We start from the raw sequence: 17567 nt of genomic DNA, 5'->3' as shown, positions 1-17567 counted from the left end.
ATGCCCCTGGAAGGCCTCCCTCTCTCCCCGTGACGCGAAGCCCGCGTCGACGAGTGGGACTGGGAGGTCTTCTGATGACTGGGGCGAAGACGGCGGTCGAATGGCTGGCATCCGTCGCACCTGATCCCGAGGCGTGCCGCTGGGAATGGGAGCGCAACCCCCTCGGGGTCGCGCTGCTGCCCGCCGGCAAGGCCTGGGACGTACTGATCCTGCCGGGCGAGCTCGGCTACCCCACGCTCGACGTGCTCACCCGCGTCCTCGACCAACCAGGGCCCGTCCTGGTCGACTTCGGGGACAACCGGGTGGGCTTCTTCGTGCCGCCCGGCACGGCCGCACGGTGGCTCGGCACCGGGATCCGCACGGCGGGCGCCGGCACCTGGATCGTCGTGCCGTATCCCGGCCGGTCGACCCAGGGGGTGCGGTGGCTGGTGGCGCCGGACGGGTCGGGGACGCTGACGGATCCGGCGCTGCTGGAGCTGGCCATGCACGAGGCTGCCGCCGGCCTGGCCGATGACTGAACGCCGACCGCGTGTGGGGTGTCGGTCGGCTGCGGGTTCGTTGTGGCTGGTCGCGCAGTTCCCCGTGCCCCTTGAGGGCGCGCTGTCGGGCCGGCAGCCGGATCGGTGCCGTAGGTCTTGACAAGCGAATTGGTCTGGACCAAGTTGAGCGCGGCTTCACCTCCTCCAATTCCCCCAAGCCCGGAGGCACTTGTGGTTCGTGCGAGACCTGTCCTCACCATGCTCACGGCCGGGCTGCTGGCCGTGTCCGGCATCACCGCGCTCTCGTCGGCCGCCCGTGCGGCCGACGCGGACCTCGCCGTCAACGGCGGGTTCGAGTCCGGCCTCTCCGGCTGGACCTGCACGGCGGGCAGCGGTACGACGGTCGGCTCACCCGTGCACGGCGGAAGTTCCGCGCTGCAGGCGACCCCGGCCGGCAGCGACAACGCCCAGTGCGCGCAGACGGTGACCGTGCAACCGGGCGCGCAGTACACGCTGTCCGGTTACGTCCGCGGCTCCTACGTCTACCTCGGCGCGAGCGGCACCGGCAGCACCGACGTCTCCACCTGGACCCAGTCCGCCCCCGACTGGCAGAAACTCACGACCACCTTCACCACCGGCGCCTCGACGACCAAGGTCACCATCTACACCCACGGTTGGTACGGCACCGGCGCCTACTACGCGGACGACATCTCCCTCGTCGGCCCCGGCGGCGCCACCGGCCAGCCGCCCGCCGCTCCGACCGGACTGAAGACCGGCACGATCAGCTCCTCCAGCGTGGGTCTGTCCTGGACGGCCGCCACGGGCGCCACCAGCTATGCGATCTACCGGAACGGCACGAAGGTCCAGACGGTGACCGGGACCTCGGCCACGGTCACCGGCCTCACGCCCTCCACCGCCTACAGCTTCCAGGTCACCGCGGTGAACGACGCCGGTGAGTCCGCGAAGTCGGCCGCGGTGACCGCGACCACCAGCGCCGGGTCGTCCGGAGGCTCCACCGACCTGCCCACCCACGCCCTGGTCGGCTACCTCCACGCCAGCTTCGCCAACGGCTCCGGCTACACCCGGCTCGCCGACGTCCCCGACAGCTGGGACGTCATCGACCTGGCCTTCGGCGAGCCGACCTCGGCCACCTCCGGGGACATCCGCTTCAACCGCTGCCCGGTCACCGAGTGCCCGAACGTCGAGAGCGACGCCGACTTCAAGGCGGCGATCAAGGCCAAGCAGGCGGCCGGCAAGAAGGTGCTGATATCGATCGGCGGCGCCAACGGGCAGGTCCAGCTGACCACGACCGCCGCCCGGGACGCCTTCGTCTCCTCCGTCTCGAACATCATCGACACCTACGGCCTGGACGGCCTCGACGTCGACTTCGAGGGCCACTCGCTGTCCTTGAACGCGAGCGACACGGACTTCAAGAACCCGACGACCCCGGTGGTCGTCAATCTCATCTCCGCGCTGAAGACGCTGAAGGCCAGGTACGGGGCGAAGTTCGTGCTGTCCATGGCGCCCGAGACCTTCTTCGTGCAGATGGGCTACCAGTTCTACGGCACCGGCAAGTTCGGCGGCCAGGACCCGCGCTGCGGGGCCTACCTCCCGGTCATCTACGCCCTGCGCGACGACCTGACCCTGCTGCACGTCCAGGATTACAACTCGGGCTCGATCATGGGCCTCGACAACCAGTACCACTCCATGGGCGGCGCCGACTTCCACATCGCCATGACCGACATGCTGCTCACCGGCTTCCCGGTGGCGGGCGATGCCAACAACGTCTTCCCGCCGCTGCGCCCGGACCAGATCGCGATCGGCATGCCGGCCTCGACCAACGCGGGCAACGGTTACGTCGCCCCGGCCGAGGTCACCAAGACCCTGGACTGCCTGACGAAGAAGACGAACTGCGGCTCGTACGCCACCCACGGCACCTGGCCGACGATGCGCGGCCTGATGACCTGGTCGGTCAACTGGGACCGGTTCTCGAACTGGGAGTTCCAGAAGACCTTCGACGCGTACTTCGGCTGAGCAGCAGCCGCAGTGCCGTCAGCAGGACCGCGCACAGGCACCAGCTGGCCGCCACGTCCAGCGGCCAGTGGTAGCCGCGCCGGACCAGACCGTAGGAGACGGCCAGGACCAGGGCCGCGCAGGCGGTGACGGCGGTGCGGCGGGCGGCGCGGGAACGGAGCCAGGGGAGGAGGAGCAGGGTCGCGGAGCCGTACGCGATCGCCGCCGTCGCCGTATGACCGGAGGGGAAGTAGCCGACCGCCGGGGGCACCACCGGGGTCCCCGGACGGGCGGTCCAGTCCTTGACCGGCACGATGATCGCCGGGACCAGGGCCATCAGGACGGCGGCAGCGGCGGGCGGCAGCCACCAGCGGTCTGTACCAGTGGCACGGCCACGCCGGACGACGTAGCCGATGACGATCACCAGGACCGGCACCGCGACCTGCACGTTCCCGAGGTCGGAGAGCAGCTCGGAGAACCGGTCCGGGTGGACGAGTGCGCTGCTCAGACGGCTGTCCAGGCGGAGCAGGGGGCCATGGGCCACGACCTGCCAGGTGATCAGCGTGAAGAGAAGGGCCGGAAGGACCACGAGCCCCAGGAGTCCCGCGAGGGGAAAGCGAAGGAAGGAGGTCGGCCGCCCCGGAACAGGGGGGGTGGTTCCGAGGCGGCCGTCCGGATCGGAACGCCGCGCGCCCCGGGGGGTTTGGGGCGAGCGACCGTCCGATCGGTGAGGAGATCCGGAGCCAGAGGCCCCGGTTGTGTGCGCGAGGGCACGACCAGGTCGAAGCTGGGGAGGCCCCGGCCTGAAGTCGCCCACAGTCCCCTGTGGGCGGGGTGTATCTCTCATCTGCTGAGAACCTACGGCAGAGTGCGGTGCGGCGACAGGCGGAATCGCGTCCCGTCATCCACCTCGCACACCTTCTTCACACGGCCTGACGGTGGCCGCCCCAGCCCCCCGCATCACGCCAGGTGGGAGGGGAGGGGCGGTGGTGACACATGGGTTCGACACCCTGTGAGCGGGCTACGCGAAGCCTGTGGCTCAGATCCGAGCGAAGGCCTGCTCGATGATGTCGAGGCCCTCGTTCAGCAGGTCCTCGCCGATGACCAGCGGCGGCAGGAAGCGCAGCACGTTGCCGTAGGTGCCACAGGTCAGGACCAGCAGGCCCTCCTGGTGGCAGGCCTTGGCGAGGGCGGCGGTCGCCTCCGGGTTCGGCTCCTTGGTCGTACGGTCCTTGACCAGCTCGATGGCGATCATCGCGCCGCGGCCCCGCACGTCGCCGATGACGTCGAACTTCTCGGCCATGGCGGTGAGGCGGGTCTTCATGATCGCCTCGATCGCCTTCGCCTTGGCGTTGAGGTCCAGCTCCTTCATGGTCTCGATGGCGCCGAGCGCACCGGCGCAGGCGACCGGGTTGCCGCCGTAGGTGCCGCCGAGACCGCCGGAGTGCGCGGCGTCCATGATCTCGGCGCGACCCGTGACGGCGGCCAGCGGCAGACCGCCGGCGATGCCCTTGGCGGTGGTGATCAGGTCCGGGACGATCCCCTCGTCCTCGCAGGCGAACCACTGACCCGTACGGCAGAACCCGGACTGGATCTCGTCGGCGACGAACACGATCCCCTTGTCCTTGGCGAACTGGCTGATCGCCGGCAGGAAGCCCTTGGCGGGCTCGATGAAGCCGCCCTCGCCGAGCACCGGCTCGATGATGATCGCGGCCACGTTGTCCGCGCCGATCTGCTTGTTGATCATGTCGATGGCCTGAGCGGAGGCCTCGGCACCGGCGTTCTCGGGGCCGGTGAGCCAGCGGTAGCCGTACGCCACCGGCACCCGGTACACCTCGGGCGCGAACGGTCCGAAGCCGTGCTTGTACGGCATGTTCTTCGCGGTCAGCGCCATGGTGAGGTTGGTCCGCCCGTGGTAGCCGTGGTCGAACACGACGACGGCCTGCCGCTTGGTGTAGGCACGGGCGATCTTCACGGCGTTCTCGACGGCCTCGGCGCCGGAGTTGAACAGCGCGGACTTCTTGGCGTGGTCACCCGGGGTGAGCTCGGCCAGCGCCTCGGCGACGGCCACATAGCCCTCGTACGGGGTGACCATGAAACAGGTGTGGGTGAAGTCGGCCAACTGGGCGGCGGCCCGGCGTACGACGGCCTCGGCGGAGGCGCCCACGCTGGTCACCGCGATACCGGAACCGAAGTCGATCAGACGGTTGCCGTCGACGTCCTCGATGATGCCGCCGCCCGCGCGGGCGGTGAACACCGGCAGCACGGAACCGACACCCTGCGCGACCGCGGCGGTACGGCGGGCCTGCAGCTCCTGCGACTTGGGGCCGGGGATGGCGGTGACGACGCGGCGCTCCTGCGGAAGTGCGGTCATGGGGGCTCCCTGATCAATCGTGCGTTCCGGGGCGCTGTGCGTGTCCGGCGGCCCCGGGGCGGCTCCGGCGGTGCGTATCCGGACGCTCTCCTTCTTTCTTCGCAGGCTAGGTCCGGCCGTGGGAGGTGGGCATGCTCCATGTGGGTGTTGTCCGGGGGTGGCGTTGTCCGTGGTGGACATACTGCGCCGGGCGGCGGCGGGACCCGGCTGACGGTTCCTCGGCCGCGTAAGCGGTGAACTCCCCTGGGGAGGGCGTTAGATTGACTCGCTGACGGTGGACGGAACGGCTGGTCAGGGGGAAAGGGCGATGGACAGCGACGGGACGCGGGACACACAGGGCACGCACACGAATCCTGTACCGCGTCCGGCGGGGCCGCAGGACGTGGGCAGGACGCCGGCCGAGGCCGCCGCCGTGCCGCCGCGGCCGAAGCTGCCGCCCGGGGCGCCGAACCTGCCGCCCGGGGCGCCGCCGAGGCCCGACGGCTCGGCCTTCCTGAGCTGGCTGCGGGCGCCGCGGCCGGAGGCGCCGCCCGGGGTGTGGCGGTTCGGATACCGGTCCCGGCCCGCGGAAGAGCCTGATCAGGTCCCGGCCAGGCAACTGCTGAGCGGGGCGCTGATCGCCTTCCTGGTGGGGTGGCTGGTCTGGTCCCTGCTGACGCACGGCTACCTGGGTGCGTGGTGGGGCCTGCCACTCCGGCTGTTCCTTCCTGACTCGTGGCAGGGCGAGAACGGCACGATCGGGAAGACCACTGCTCAGTTCATCTATCGGGGATACACGTACCTCGTCTTCCTCACCATCATGCTGGTGGTGGGCAAGCTGGGCCGGTGGGGAGAGGTGTGGCGGCGGTTCGTCGCGCCCCGCTTCAAGGCTCCGGTGTCCCGCCAGGAGCCCCTCACCGCGGAGGAAGACCCCGCCCAGTGGCCCCACCTCCGTGCCGCCGGGGCGCATGACGCCGCCGACCGGCTCGCCGCCGAGGCGCGGGCCGGGCTGATGGGGGACGTGGATCAGGCCCGGATCGCGCGGGCCTGGCAGGGCGTGCGCAGCGGCCGGCACAGCATGGCGTCGTTCTCCGCCGCCGTGGTCAAGGACGGCGCCGCCGCCTGCCTGCACCCCTCCGGGGAACGCGACCTGCCCGCCCGGCACGCCAGGCACGACCTGATCACCGGCCAGGTTCGGCTCGGTACGACGGCCGACGACCCCCGCAACCCCTACCTCTACCGCGGCACCGGCCTCGCCGTCGGCCCCGACCTGCTCGGCACCTCCCTGCTCGCCGTCGGCCCGGCCGGCTCCGGCAAGACCGGCGCGCTGGTGCGCCCGCTCGCCGAGTCGCTCTGCCTGCACGCGCTCGCCGGCCGCGCCTCCGTGGTCGTCGTCGGCGCGGCCGGCGCCGGACTCGGACCCGCCGACTCCTACGACGTCGTCGTCCGCATCGCCCACCCCGAGTCCGTCTACGACCTCGACCTGTACGGCGGCACCACCGACCCCGACGAGGCCGCCGCGATAATCGCCGAGGCCCTCGTCGGCGACCTCGCCGACCCGCACCCCGGCAGCGACAGCCGCCGCTCCACCACCGTCCTCGCCCAGCTGCTCGGCCCGTTCAAGGCGGTCCACGGCCGCTTCCCCTCCGTACCCGAACTCCGCCAGCTCCTCGATGGCGCCCCCGGCCCGGTGGCCGCGCTCCGCAAGGCGCTGACAGCCACAGGACACGAGTCGCTGCTGCGCGAACTCGACGCCCGGGAACGGCAGATGGGGCAACCGGGGGACGTGGGCGCGGTGCTCGCCGACCGCATCGCTCTCCTCGACCGTCCGGCCTTCGCCGGGTTCTTCGACACCTCCGGCCAGTCCCGCCCCTTCTCTCTCAAGGCCCTCGACCACCCGGTCCGGGTCCGTATCGACCTGCCCGAGCGCGGCCACGCGGACGCCTCCCGCATCCTGGCCCGGCTGGTGCTCGCCCAGTTCACGGCGAGCGTGACGGTACGGGACGACCGTTCGCTCTTCGCCTGCCTGCTCCTGGACGACGCGACGGGTGTGGTGACGCCGGAGGCGGTACGCGCCGTCCAGCGCCTGCGGTCGGCCAACGCCGGCGTCGCGCTGACCCTGCGCACGCTGGACGACGTACCCCGCCCCCTGCGCGGGCCGCTGCTGGGGGCCACCGGCTGCCGGATGGCCTTCGCCGGACTCACCCCCTGGGACGGCCAGGACTTCGCCGAGGTCTGGGGCAAGGAGTGGACCGAGGCCCGGGACGTCACCGACCGCCAGATCATCGCGGAGACCCCGGCGGGCAAGGCGCTGCACGTCGTACGGCAGGTCATCACCGGCAAGGCGCCCACGGCCCGCGCGGTCACCGTCCGGCAGGTGGAGCGCGAGCGCTGGTCGGCCTCCGAGCTCGCCCACGGCGTACCCGCGGGCCATGCGGTCCTCTCCCTGACGACCGTCAAGGGCGAGCACGCGCCACCGCTGCTGGTGGACCTCAGGGGCGGCGCCGGCCGGGTTTGAACAGGGAGTCACACGCGACCGTACAGTGAGGCAGAATCGATAGAGGTCGTTCATACGAGACGGCCAAAGGCCCGCTGCCCCTGTGCACGTCTTCACGTGTCCACGACCGAAGAGAAGATCTGACGGCCCGATGCCACCCACGCTCGCCTCGCTCGTTCACCATTCCGCGCTCAAACTGACGGTGCGCGCGGGCGAGGACCGCCTCGACGTACCCGTGCGCTGGGCCCATGTCAGCGAACTCGCCGACCCCGTGCCGTACATGGAGGGCGGGGAACTGCTCCTGATCACCGCGCTGAAGCTGGACGCGGACGATCCGCAGGCGATGCGACGGTATGTGAAACGCCTGGTGGGAGCGGGTGTGGTGGGTCTCGGCTTCGCCGTCGGGGTCAACTACGAGGAGATCCCCAAGGCCCTGGTCGACGCGGCCGAGCAGGAGGACCTGCCCCTGCTGGAGGTGCCGCGCCGCACCCCCTTCCTCGCCATCAGCAAGGCCGTGTCGGCGGCGATCGCGGCCGACCAGTACCGGGCGGTGACGGCGGGCTTCGCCGCCCAGCGTGAACTGACCAGGCAGGCCCTGAACGCCGGTCCTGAGGGCCTGCTGGCCGCTCTCGCCGCGCAGGTCAACGGCTGGGCGGCGCTGTACGACGCCTCGGGCGCGGTCGTCGCCACGGCGCCGGAGTGGGCGGGCCGCCGGGCGGCCCGGCTGACGGCCGAGGTGGAACGGCTGCGGGAGCGCCCGGCGCCGGCCTCGTCGGTGGTGGGCGGCCCGGACAACGAGGACCGGGTGGAGCTGCATTCGCTCGGCACCGGCCGCAGGCCCCGGGCGGCCCTCGCGGTCGGCACCGCCGCGGCCCTCGGCACTGCCGAGCGGTACGCCGTCCACTCGGCCATCGCCCTGCTCACGCTCACGACGGAACGCTCGCGTTCGCTGCACGCGGCCGAGCAGCGGGTGGGCGCGGCGGTCCTGCGCATGCTGCTCGCCGGGCAGCCGGACCACGCCCGGGGGGTCGCCGGGGATCTGTACGGCGGACTTCTCGACGCGCCCTTCCGGATGGTCGTCGCCGATGCGGGCGCCGAACTGCTCGCCGGTCTCGCGGAGGCCGTCGAGTCGGCCGCGGCGCGCGCGGGGGAGGCGGTGCTGGTGGTGCCGGAGGGGGAGCGGCTGGTGGTGCTGGCCGCGGACGGGGGCGCGGCGGTGGCGGCCGGCGTCGACCACGCGGCGGCGCGCGAGGCCGCGCGGGCCGCACCGGAGAAGGACGCCACCGACGAGGACGACCTGGTCGTGGGGTTGTCGGCGCCGTCCGGTCCGATCGGCGCGGCGGCCGCCTACAAACAGGCCGAGCAGGCCCTGTCGGTGGCCCGGCGGCGGGGTCGGGTGCTGGTCGAGCACGAGCAGCTGGCCGCCGGTTCGGTGCTGCCGCTGCTGGCCGACGACGCGGTGAAGGCGTTCGCGGACGGTCTGCTGCGGGCGCTGTACGAGCATGACGCGACGGGCCGCGGTGACCTGGTGGCCTCCCTGCGGGCCTGGCTGTCCCGGCACGGCCAGTGGGACGCGGCGGCGGCCGACCTGGGCGTGCACCGGCATACGCTGAGGTACCGGATGCGCAGGGTCGAGGAGATCCTGGGCCGTTCCCTGGACGACCCGGACGCCCGGATGGAGCTGTGGCTGGCGCTGAAGGCGACATCGGCGGACTGACCGCCGCCCGAGAAGCCCGAGAACCCGGAGAACCCGGCCCGTGTGCCTCTGCCAAAGAGGCGCACCCCCGCTCGCCACCACTACACCCCGGACAAGCGCCGCTTCTCTTTCCCGCGCCTACGGTGGACCTTGGAAGCCAAGAACATCCCCACACACGCGGAAGGGCCGGGACTCTCATGACCGCCACCCACGCCTTCTGGCTCGCCGGCCGTCAGGTCACCGGCGAGGACACCTTCGACGTCACCAGCCCGTGGGACGGGCGCCTTGTCGGCAAGGTCGGCGTGCCCACCGACACGCAGGTCGAGGAAGCCGTCGCCGCCGCGTACGCCGTACGGGACGAGTTCGCCGCCACCCCGGCTCACATACGCGCCGCCGCCCTCGACCACGTCAGCCGGCGCCTCGTCGAGCGCACCGAGGAGATAGCCCAGCTGATCTCCGCCGAGAACGGCAAGCCGATCAAGTGGGCGCGCGGCGAGGTCGGCCGTGCCGTCTCCGTGTTCCGGTTCGCCGCCGAGGAGGCCCGGCGCTTCAACGGCGGCGAGGCCCAGCGGCTCGACACCGACCTCGGCGGCCAGGGCCGGCTCGCGCTGACCCGCCGGTTCCCGAAGGGCGTCGTCCTCGGCATCGCGCCCTTCAACTTCCCGCTCAACCTCTGCGCCCACAAGATCGCCCCGGCCATCGCCGCCGGCGTGCCGATCATCCTCAAGCCGGCGCCCGCCACCCCCCTCTCCGGCCTGATCATCGGCGACCTGCTCGCCGAGACCGAGGGCCTCCCGGCCGGCTCCTGGTCGATCCTCACGGTCGCCAACGACAAGATGGCCGCCCTCGTCCAGGACGAGCGGCTCCCGGTCATCTCGTTCACCGGTTCCGAGAAGGTCGGTTACTCGATCATGGACTCGGTGCCGCGCAAGCACTGCACCCTGGAGCTGGGCGGCAACGGCGCGGCGATCGTTCTCGGCGACTACGCGAGCGACGCCGACCTCGACTGGGCCGCCACCCGCATCGCCACCTTCTCCAACTACCAGGGCGGCCAGTCCTGCATCTCCGTGCAGCGGGTCATCGCCGACGCCTCCGTCTACGACCGGCTGCTCCCGCGCATCGTCGCCGCCGTCGAGGCCCAGGTCACCGGTGACCCCGCCGACGCGAAGACCGACGTCGGCCCGCTGGTCAGCGAGGCCGCCGCGGAGCGCGTCGAGGCGTGGGTGAAGGAGGCCGTGGAGGCCGGCGCCACCCTGGTCACCGGCGGCGACCGCGACGGTGCCAGCTTCGCGCCGACCGTCCTCACCGAGGTCCCGGCCGACACCACCATCTCCTGCGAGGAGGTCTTCGGACCCGTCCTCACCGTGCAGAAGGTGTACGGCGAGGCCGAGGCCTTCGCCGCCGCCAACGACTCCAAGTACGGCCTCCAGGCGGGCGTCTTCACCCACGACCTGCAGACCGCCTTCCGTGCCCACCGCGCGCTCGAGGTCGGCGGTGTCGTCATCGGCGACGTCCCGTCCTACCGCGCCGACCAGATGCCGTACGGCGGCGCCAAGCAGTCCGGCGTCGGTCGCGAGGGCGTCAGGTTCGCGATGGACGACTACACCTACGAGCGAGTCCTGGTCCTCACCGGCCTCGCCCTCTGACCTGCCAGGACAGCTCACCACGGCCGAAGCCCGCTGTGCGGGGGCTCCGGCCGTGGTGTTGCGCACGGGGGTGTGACCTGGGCAGGACATCCGCGCGGGTGAGCATGCCTGGCCGGTGGTGTGTGCCACGAGCGGCCGGGGTACTCGAGTAGACCCACCGTGCGGGGCGCCCCGCAGGAACCCAGGCCGTCACGGCCCGACGGGTGCGGGGCACCCGGCGTCCCCCATCCCTCCTGCGAGGCCTCCCATGAGCCGTCTCTTCTCGCCGCTCACCCTCCGCGGCACGACCTTCCCAAACCGGTCCTGGGTGGCTCCCATGTGCCAGTACAGCTCGGTCGACGGCTATCCGCAGGACTGGCATCTGGTCCATCTCGGCTCCCTGGCACGCGGCGGGTCCGGCCTGGTCATGCAGGAGGCCACGGCAGTGGAACCCGAGGGCCGGATCACCCCTTCCGACGCCGGCATCTGGGATGACGGGCAGGCCGCCGCGTACAAGCGGATTACCGACTTCGTCCACGGGCAGGGAGCCATTGCCGGCATCCAGATCTCCCATGCCGGCCGCAAGGCGTCGACGGCACCGCCCTGGGAGGGTGACGTGTACGTCGAACCGGAGGCCGGAGGATGGCAGACGGTCGCACCGTCACCGCTGCCGTTCGGCGACTGGCCGGCCCCGCGGGAACTCGGCGCGGACGACATCCGCGCTCTGGTCCGGGCCTTCGGCGAGGCCGCCGCGCGGGCGCTGTCCGCCGGCTTCGAGGTCCTGGAGATCCACGCCGCGCACGGCTATCTGCTGCACCAGTTCCTGTCACCGCTGTCCAACCACCGCAGCGACGAGTACGGAGGCGATCTCGACGGGCGCAGCCGTTTCCTGGTCCAGGTCACCGACGCCGTACGGGCGCAGTGGCCCGAGGACCGCCCGCTGTTCGTACGCTTCTCGGCCACGGACTGGGCCGACGGCGGCTGGACCCCGGAGGAGACGGTCGAGCTGTCGCGGCACCTGGTGGCCCACGGCGTCGATCTGGTGGACGTCACCAGCGGCGGGCTCGTCCACAACGCCCGTATCGAAGTGGAGCCCGGCTACCAGGTGCCCTTCGCCCGAACCGTCCGCGAGGGCGCGGCCCTGCCCGTCTCCGCGGTCGGCCTGATCACCGCACCGGAGCAGGCCGACCAGATCCTCGTGGACCGCTCGGCCGACGCGATCATGCTCGCGCGCGAACTGCTGCGCAACCCGACCTGGCCACTCCGCGCGGCCCGCGTGCTCGGTGACGACGTCCCGTGGCCGAAGCAGTACCAGCGTGGCCGCCCACGTCATCGCTGAGGCCGTCGTCGCCCGAGCAGCCGGGAATTCGACACAAGACAATGAGGTTTCCTCCGATATGAGCGATCAATGCACCAATGCCGCTTTTCCCGTGCCTCAGGGCGAGTCGATGCGGGCGCTGCTCGCGGCCGACCGTGTCGCCACGCTGCAGCAGATATCCGCCCTTGGCCGTGAGTTCGAAGGGATCGTCGAGGCGAACGCACTGGTGGCCATTGACGACGAGCACGACCCGGAGGGGGCGAGCACGGCCTTCGAGCGGGCGCACGTCACCGCTCTGCTGTCCCAGTCGCGCGAGCATCTGAACGATCTCGATCGCGCCCTGGAACGGTTGGAGAGAGGCGACTACGGGCGCTGCGAGCTATGCGGTGAGCCGATCCCGACGGAGCGCCTCGAAGTTCGCCCGGCGGCGAAAACCTGCGTGCGCTGCGCGTCCGTAGCTCGTTGAAGGGTGCACAGTTGAGGGCGCGACATGTCGTCCTGCCCCAACTCGGTGTGCGGGTGGATGCCGAGTTTCAAAGACGTTCGGTCGTGACGCTCGATCGTCGTCCCCTCGAAGGGGCCCGGCACCCTTGCCTTCCGGTGCCGGGCCCCTTCTCGGTGCCGGCCGCTCCGGACCCTCAACCGGAGAAGCCGACGTGCGCGAGCCGCAGCGGGCCGCGCAGTCTGAGGTGGATGTCGTGCACGCCCTCGGCGGCGATGCCGGCGGTGAGCGAGGTGTACGCGTACGGGCCCGGCGTCGGCTCGGCGAGCGTCAGCACCGTCAGCGACGGGCCGCCGTCCAGGGACAGTTCGAGCGAGCCGGCGCCCGACACCCGCGCGGTCACCTCCGTCACCCCCTGACCGAAGTCGCAGTCCCGGTAGACGAGTTCACCGAGGCCGTCACCCTTCGGTGTGACCGCGTCGCCCGCCGTCCTCGTACGGTCCACGATCGCGATGCCCGACTGGTCGTCGAAGCCGGCCACCTCCAGGCCGTGTTGGGCGGTGACATCGCGCGGTACCGCCGGCTCGCCGTCCAGGATCACCGTCGTACGCAGCCGGATGTCCTCGCTGGACGCGCCGACCAGGACCTCGTACGGCCCCTTCTCCAGGCGCCATCCGTCCCGGGCCACGTCCCAGAACGCGAAGGCGGAGAGCGGGACTTCGAAGGTCAGCCCGGTCCGTGCGCCGGGGGCGAGGGTGATCCTGCGGTGGGCCAGGAGTTCGCGGCGCGGGCGCACCGACGACGGCTCGACCGCCCGGGAGTACAGCTGGGCCACCTCGTCCGCCGTCACGTCACCGGTGTTGGTGACCGTGAAGGACACGCGGACCGTCCCGTCCGCCACCTCGGTGACCAGGTCGGCGTAGGAGAAGGACGCGTAGGACAGGCCGTGGCCGAACGGGAAGAGCGGGGTGCCCTCGAAGTAGAGGTACGTCTGGCGGGCGCCCAGCACGTCGTAGTCGAGCAGGTCGGGGAGGTCGGCGTCGGAGGCGTACCAGGTCTGCGGGAGGCGGCCCGCGGGGGAGACGTCACCGGCCAGCACCCGGGCGAGCGCGGTGCCGGCCGCCTGGCCGCCGTGCGCCGTCCACAGGACCGCCGGGAGGCGGGCCACGTCCACCGCGTAGGGGTGGGCCGACGTCAGGGCCAGGACCGTCCGCGGGTTCGCGGACCGGGCCGCGCGCAACAGACGCTCCTGGTGCGGGGGCAGGGCCAGGGTCGTACGGTCCTCGGTCTCACGGCCGTTGATGTGCGGGTCGTTGCCTGCGACGACCAGGACCGCGTCGGCCGCGGCGGCCGCCCTGGCGACGGCCTCCGCACCCCGCTCGACGATGATCAACTCGAAGATCGACGCGTTCTCGGCGGCAACCTGCACGCCGTCGGTGGCGACAGAGACGTGGCGACCCGTGCCGAGATGCCGGAGGAGGTGACCGTTCTCATGGGGTTCCAGGCGGAACGTCTCCTGGACGACCCAGCCGCCGGGCTGGTCGGCGGAGGCGCGGACCCGGCCGTCGTCGGCGACCGAGAGATAGCGGCCGTCGGGGGCGCGGAGCGTCAGCACGCCTTCGCCCCAGTCGACGAGGGCGAGTTCGGTGCCGGTCGCGTCGGTGGTCAGCGGGGGCAGGTCGGTGCGGCCCGCCAGCAGCGCCGGGTCCAGGGCGCCCGTCGCGCCACGCGTCTCCTCGGCGGCCTCGGGGGCGGGCGGTACGTGCAGGAAGCTGCCGTCCGCGAGCCTCAGCCGGACCCGGTCCACGCCCTCCGCGAACTCCACCCGCTCCGCGCCGAACCGTTCGTACAGGCCCTCCAGCGGGGTGGAGCGGTGCAGCAGGGTGCCGCTGTACCAGTCGAGCTTGCACTCGTCGGCGAGCAGACCGACCACCGCGATCCGGGTGTCGGGCGCGAGCGGCAGCAGGTCGCCGTCGTTCTTGAGGAGGACGACCGCCTGTTCCGCCGCCTCCTGGGCGAGGGCGCGGTGCGCGGGGGTGTCGAAGTCGGACGGGTCCGCGTGCGGGTCGGCGTGTGGATCGTCGTGCGGGTCGAACTCGCCGAGGCGGAAGCGGACCGAGAGCTGGCGGCGTACGGCCGTGTCGATGTCGGCCTCGGTCAACAGGCCCTGGGCCAGAGCCCCGTCGATCCGCGCGACGATCTCCGAACCGTCCGTGCCGTGGTCGGTGAAGCTGTCGACACCGGCGAGCAGGGCGGCCGCCGTGGCCTCCTCGTGGGTGTCGAAGTAGTGCTCGTGGTCGACCAGGTTGCTGGGCGCGCCGGCGTCCGAGCAGACCAGCAGATCCTCCGCCGTCCACGTCCGCAACTGCTCGCGCAGGTACGGGGAGACGTGGTTGGGGCGGCCGTTGACCAGGTTGTACGCCGGCATCACGCCGGCCACCGCGCCCGCCCGCACGGTCTCCTCGAAGGCGCGCAGGTCGTACTCGTGCAGCACCCGCGGGCGGACCGAGGAGGAGGAAGTGGCGCGGTCCGTCTCGTTGTTGTGGGCCAGCCAGTGCTTGAGGACGGGCGCGGTGCGCCAGTACACCGGGTGGTCGCCGCGCAGACCGCGGGTGTAGGCGGTGGCGATGGCGGAGGTGAGCTTCGGGTCCTCGGAGTAGCCCTCCTCGTTGCGGCCCCAGAGCGGATGGCGCAGCAGGTTCACCGTCGGCGCCCAGACGTTGAGGCCCACGCGGTCGTCGCGGGCGCGCATCGCCCGGACCTCCCGGGACACGGCCTCGCCGACCCGTCGTACGAGATCGGTGTTCCAGGTCGCGCCGAGGCCGACCGCCTGCGGGAACACCGTGGCCGGGCCCATCCAGGCGACACCGTGCAGGGCCTCCTGGCCGGTGCGGAAGGCGGCGATGCCCAGGCGTTCCACGGCGGGAGCGAACTGGTGCAGGAAGGAGACCTTCTCGTCCAGGGTGAGCCGCGCCAGCAGGTCGTCGATGCGCTTCGCGAACGGCAGGTGCGGATCGCGGAAAGGCGGCGTAGGCGGCGTTCGATCGGTCACGTGCGGTTCCCCTTGCGATGGAGCGACGAGGCGCTTTCGAAGCGCTTCGATGCTCATTCGACGCACCGTCGGGTGTCAAGAGACGCTCACCGAAATTTCAAGCGGCGCATACGAAGAGGTCATCCCTGTCGGCTCGGAGGAATCTTGGGAGCGACCCTTGTGCACCCCCGGGTGTTCACTTAACCTCGCAGCAACATCGAAGCGCTTCGACTGGCCGACCAGCCGACTCACCGGTCCGCCCCAGGGACCACATGACAGCGGTCGACCGTGGTCGGGGGATCGCTTCAGCTCAGCCAGTTCCACTCGAGACACCGCAGCCGACGGCCACCGCCGGGTGTCCTGGTGCGCCATGAAGGGTTGACGCAATGACGCCGAACGCCGCTTCCCCCTCCTCTGGTCCTTCCGGTCCGAGCCGGAGAAGCTTCCTCGCCTCCACGGCGGTCGCCGCCGCAGCGGTGGCGGGGGGCACGCCGTTGCTCGCCGCCTGCGGGGCGTCGGACAGCGGGTCGGGCGGGGGTTCCTCCTCGGGCAAGGACGCGACGAAGCTGCTGCCGTCCTACGTCGCCAACAACGTGGTGGCCCCGGACATCCCGGCGAAGAACGGCTCGGCGATCGGCTTCACCAGCAAGCTCGACCTGGCGACCCTGAAGACCTCGGTCCCGAAGACGCTCGGCAAGGGCGGCAAGGTCACCGTCATGTCGCCGTTCTGGGGCTCCCCGCCCAAGCAGGACAACGCCTACTACAAGGCGATGAACGCCCTGATCGGCGTCGACGTCGAGTGGCAGAACCAGGACGGCAACACCTACGACCAGAAGCTCGGCGCGGTCCTCGCCTCCAGCGACGTACCGGACGTCGTGGTCGTCCCGAACTGGAACATGGGCGGCAAGATACCCACCGCCATCATCAGCAAGTTCGCCGACCTCGGCCCGTATCTGTCGGGTGACAAGGTCAAGGACTACCCGAACCTCGCCGCCATCCCGACCGACGCCTGGCGGCGCTGCATCTTCGGCGGCAAGCTGCGCGGACTGCCGATGCCGTCCTCGTACGTCACCAACATCGTGCCCTTCTACCGCAAGGACATCTTCGACAAGGAGGGCTACGAGGTCCCGCGCTCGGCGGACGAGTTCCTCTCCCTGGCCAAGGAGATCACCAACGCCAAGGCCAAGCGCTGGGCGTGCATGGACATGAAGTGGACCGCCTGGCAGATGTTCAGCGTCCTGTCCGGCAGCGAGAAACCGCTCGGCTGGAACCTCGTCGACGGCAAGCTGATCAACCGCATCGAGACCGACGAGTACCTCGAAGCACTGGAGTGGACCCGCAAGCTCTTCGCCGCCGGCGTCGTGCACCCCGACGCCAAGCTCGGCAAGAACGCCCCCGACGCGGGCCCCAAGTTCGCGGCCGGCGAGTTCCTGATCTACCCCAACGACATCAGCCAGTGGTGGAGCCGCACCGCCGAACAGGCCACCCAGAACCCGGAATACAAGATCTGGGGCATGGACGTCTACGCCCACGACGGCGGCGACCCGCAGGTCTGGGCCGAACAGCCGGCCGGCATCTTCGCCTTCATCAACAAGAAGGCCTCGGAGTCCGTCGTCCACGACGTGCTGGCCGTCGCCAACGTCACCGCCGCGCCCTACGGCACCAAGGAGTACATGGCCACCAACTACGGCGTCGAGGGCACCCACTACACCGTCAAGAACGGCGTGCCCACCAAGACCACCCAGGGCAACAACGAGGTCCTCAACGCCTACGTCATGGTCGCCAGCCCCGCCCCCACCATCGCCCACCCCGACTTCCCCGACGTCGCCAAGGCGCAGGTCGAGTGGCAGCAGCGGATGGGCTCCTTCACCAGGAAGTCCAGCTTCTTCGGCCAGATGATCACCGAGCCGTCCCGCTACACCAACCTCATGAACGACTTCGAGACGCTCGAAGACGACATCACCCGCGGCCGCAAGAAGATCAGCGACATGCAGCAGGCCGTCTCCGACTGGAAGAGCAAGGGCGGCGACCGGCTGCGCGACTGGTACAAGAAGCTGCTCGACGACAACGGCTCGTCGGCGAGCTGACCCGGCACCGAGGCAAGGAGAACGGC

General features: G+C 71.2%; 11 protein-coding genes. 8 read left to right on the top strand and 3 right to left on the bottom strand.

Annotated features, from left to right (window positions below; genetic code table 11):
* The first annotated feature begins 74 nt into the window (after nt 1-74).
* Nucleotides 75-518, top strand: a complete 444-nt coding sequence (locus ACZ5K7_RS43215; protein WP_351712023.1) for a hypothetical protein — start codon at nt 75-77, stop codon at nt 516-518.
* Nucleotides 519-737: 219 nt separating this feature from the next.
* Nucleotides 738-2513 (top strand): chitinase, encoded by a 1776-nt coding sequence (locus ACZ5K7_RS43210; RefSeq protein ID WP_468923081.1) that lies wholly within the window; start codon nt 738-740, stop codon nt 2511-2513.
* On the opposite strand, the gene ACZ5K7_RS43205 is transcribed toward ACZ5K7_RS43210, so the two are convergent.
* Complete coding sequence (locus ACZ5K7_RS43205) at nt 2452-3309, bottom strand: phosphatase PAP2 family protein (RefSeq protein WP_468923079.1); 858 nt, start codon at nt 3307-3309, stop codon at nt 2452-2454. The genes ACZ5K7_RS43210 and ACZ5K7_RS43205 overlap by 62 nt on opposite strands.
* A gap of 222 nt (nt 3310-3531) precedes the next feature.
* Complete coding sequence (gabT, locus tag ACZ5K7_RS43200) at nt 3532-4866, bottom strand: 4-aminobutyrate--2-oxoglutarate transaminase (protein ID WP_468923029.1); 1335 nt, start codon at nt 4864-4866, stop codon at nt 3532-3534.
* Between the two features lie 307 nt (nt 4867-5173).
* Here gabT and ACZ5K7_RS43195 point away from each other — a divergent pair, with 307 nt between their 5' ends.
* The 5 genes from ACZ5K7_RS43195 (at nt 5174) to ACZ5K7_RS43175 (ending at nt 12447) form a co-directional block, all read left to right on the top strand.
* Nucleotides 5174-7363, top strand: coding sequence for a type IV secretory system conjugative DNA transfer family protein (locus tag ACZ5K7_RS43195; protein WP_468923026.1), 2190 nt, complete (start codon nt 5174-5176; stop codon nt 7361-7363).
* 130 nt (nt 7364-7493) lie between these two features.
* On the top strand, nt 7494-9059 hold the full coding sequence (locus tag ACZ5K7_RS43190; protein ID WP_468923023.1) for a PucR family transcriptional regulator: 1566 nt from the start codon (nt 7494-7496) through the stop codon (nt 9057-9059).
* A gap of 176 nt (nt 9060-9235) precedes the next feature.
* The gene (locus tag ACZ5K7_RS43185; protein WP_468923020.1) at nt 9236-10684 is read left to right on the top strand and encodes an aldehyde dehydrogenase family protein; all 1449 of its coding nucleotides are present in this window, start codon (nt 9236-9238) and stop codon (nt 10682-10684) included.
* A gap of 247 nt (nt 10685-10931) precedes the next feature.
* Entirely contained in the window at nt 10932-12002 is a 1071-nt protein-coding gene (locus ACZ5K7_RS43180) for an NADH:flavin oxidoreductase/NADH oxidase (RefSeq protein ID WP_467596579.1), read from the top strand.
* 58 nt (nt 12003-12060) lie between these two features.
* Nucleotides 12061-12447 (top strand): TraR/DksA family transcriptional regulator, encoded by a 387-nt coding sequence (locus ACZ5K7_RS43175; protein WP_351712065.1) that lies wholly within the window; start codon nt 12061-12063, stop codon nt 12445-12447.
* A gap of 172 nt (nt 12448-12619) precedes the next feature.
* On the opposite strand, the gene ACZ5K7_RS43170 is transcribed toward ACZ5K7_RS43175, so the two are convergent.
* Nucleotides 12620-15475 carry a glycoside hydrolase family 3 C-terminal domain-containing protein gene (locus ACZ5K7_RS43170; RefSeq protein WP_468923015.1) on the bottom strand — a complete coding sequence of 952 codons (2856 nt, stop codon included), beginning with the start codon at nt 15473-15475 and terminating at the stop codon, nt 12620-12622.
* A 365-nt stretch (nt 15476-15840) separates the two neighbouring features.
* Between ACZ5K7_RS43170 and ACZ5K7_RS43165 the strand changes: the two genes are divergently transcribed.
* Nucleotides 15841-17541, top strand: coding sequence for an extracellular solute-binding protein (locus tag ACZ5K7_RS43165; RefSeq protein WP_351712007.1), 1701 nt, complete (start codon nt 15841-15843; stop codon nt 17539-17541).
* The last annotated feature ends 26 nt before the right edge of the window (nt 17542-17567 follow it).

The sequence above is a fragment of the Streptomyces sp. NPDC031497 genome (genome assembly GCF_055580905.1).
The sequence above is the reverse complement of the archived record's forward strand: the minus strand, read 5'-3'. Positions and strand labels throughout refer to the sequence as shown.

What these genes read in the sequence shown, in the direction of transcription:
- ACZ5K7_RS43215 (WP_351712023.1), top strand. Translation starts at nt 75, where the DNA reads ATGACTGGGGCGAAGACGGCGGTCGAATGGCTGGCATCCGTCGCACCT.
- ACZ5K7_RS43210 (WP_468923081.1), top strand. Translation starts at nt 738, where the DNA reads ATGCTCACGGCCGGGCTGCTGGCCGTGTCCGGCATCACCGCGCTCTCG.
- gabT (WP_468923029.1), bottom strand. Translation starts at nt 4,866, where the DNA reads ATGACCGCACTTCCGCAGGAGCGCCGCGTCGTCACCGCCATCCCCGGC.
- ACZ5K7_RS43195 (WP_468923026.1), top strand. Translation starts at nt 5,174, where the DNA reads ATGGACAGCGACGGGACGCGGGACACACAGGGCACGCACACGAATCCT.
- ACZ5K7_RS43190 (WP_468923023.1), top strand. Translation starts at nt 7,494, where the DNA reads ATGCCACCCACGCTCGCCTCGCTCGTTCACCATTCCGCGCTCAAACTG.
- ACZ5K7_RS43185 (WP_468923020.1), top strand. Translation starts at nt 9,236, where the DNA reads ATGACCGCCACCCACGCCTTCTGGCTCGCCGGCCGTCAGGTCACCGGC.
- ACZ5K7_RS43180 (WP_467596579.1), top strand. Translation starts at nt 10,932, where the DNA reads ATGAGCCGTCTCTTCTCGCCGCTCACCCTCCGCGGCACGACCTTCCCA.
- ACZ5K7_RS43175 (WP_351712065.1), top strand. Translation starts at nt 12,061, where the DNA reads ATGAGCGATCAATGCACCAATGCCGCTTTTCCCGTGCCTCAGGGCGAG.
- ACZ5K7_RS43165 (WP_351712007.1), top strand. Translation starts at nt 15,841, where the DNA reads ATGACGCCGAACGCCGCTTCCCCCTCCTCTGGTCCTTCCGGTCCGAGC.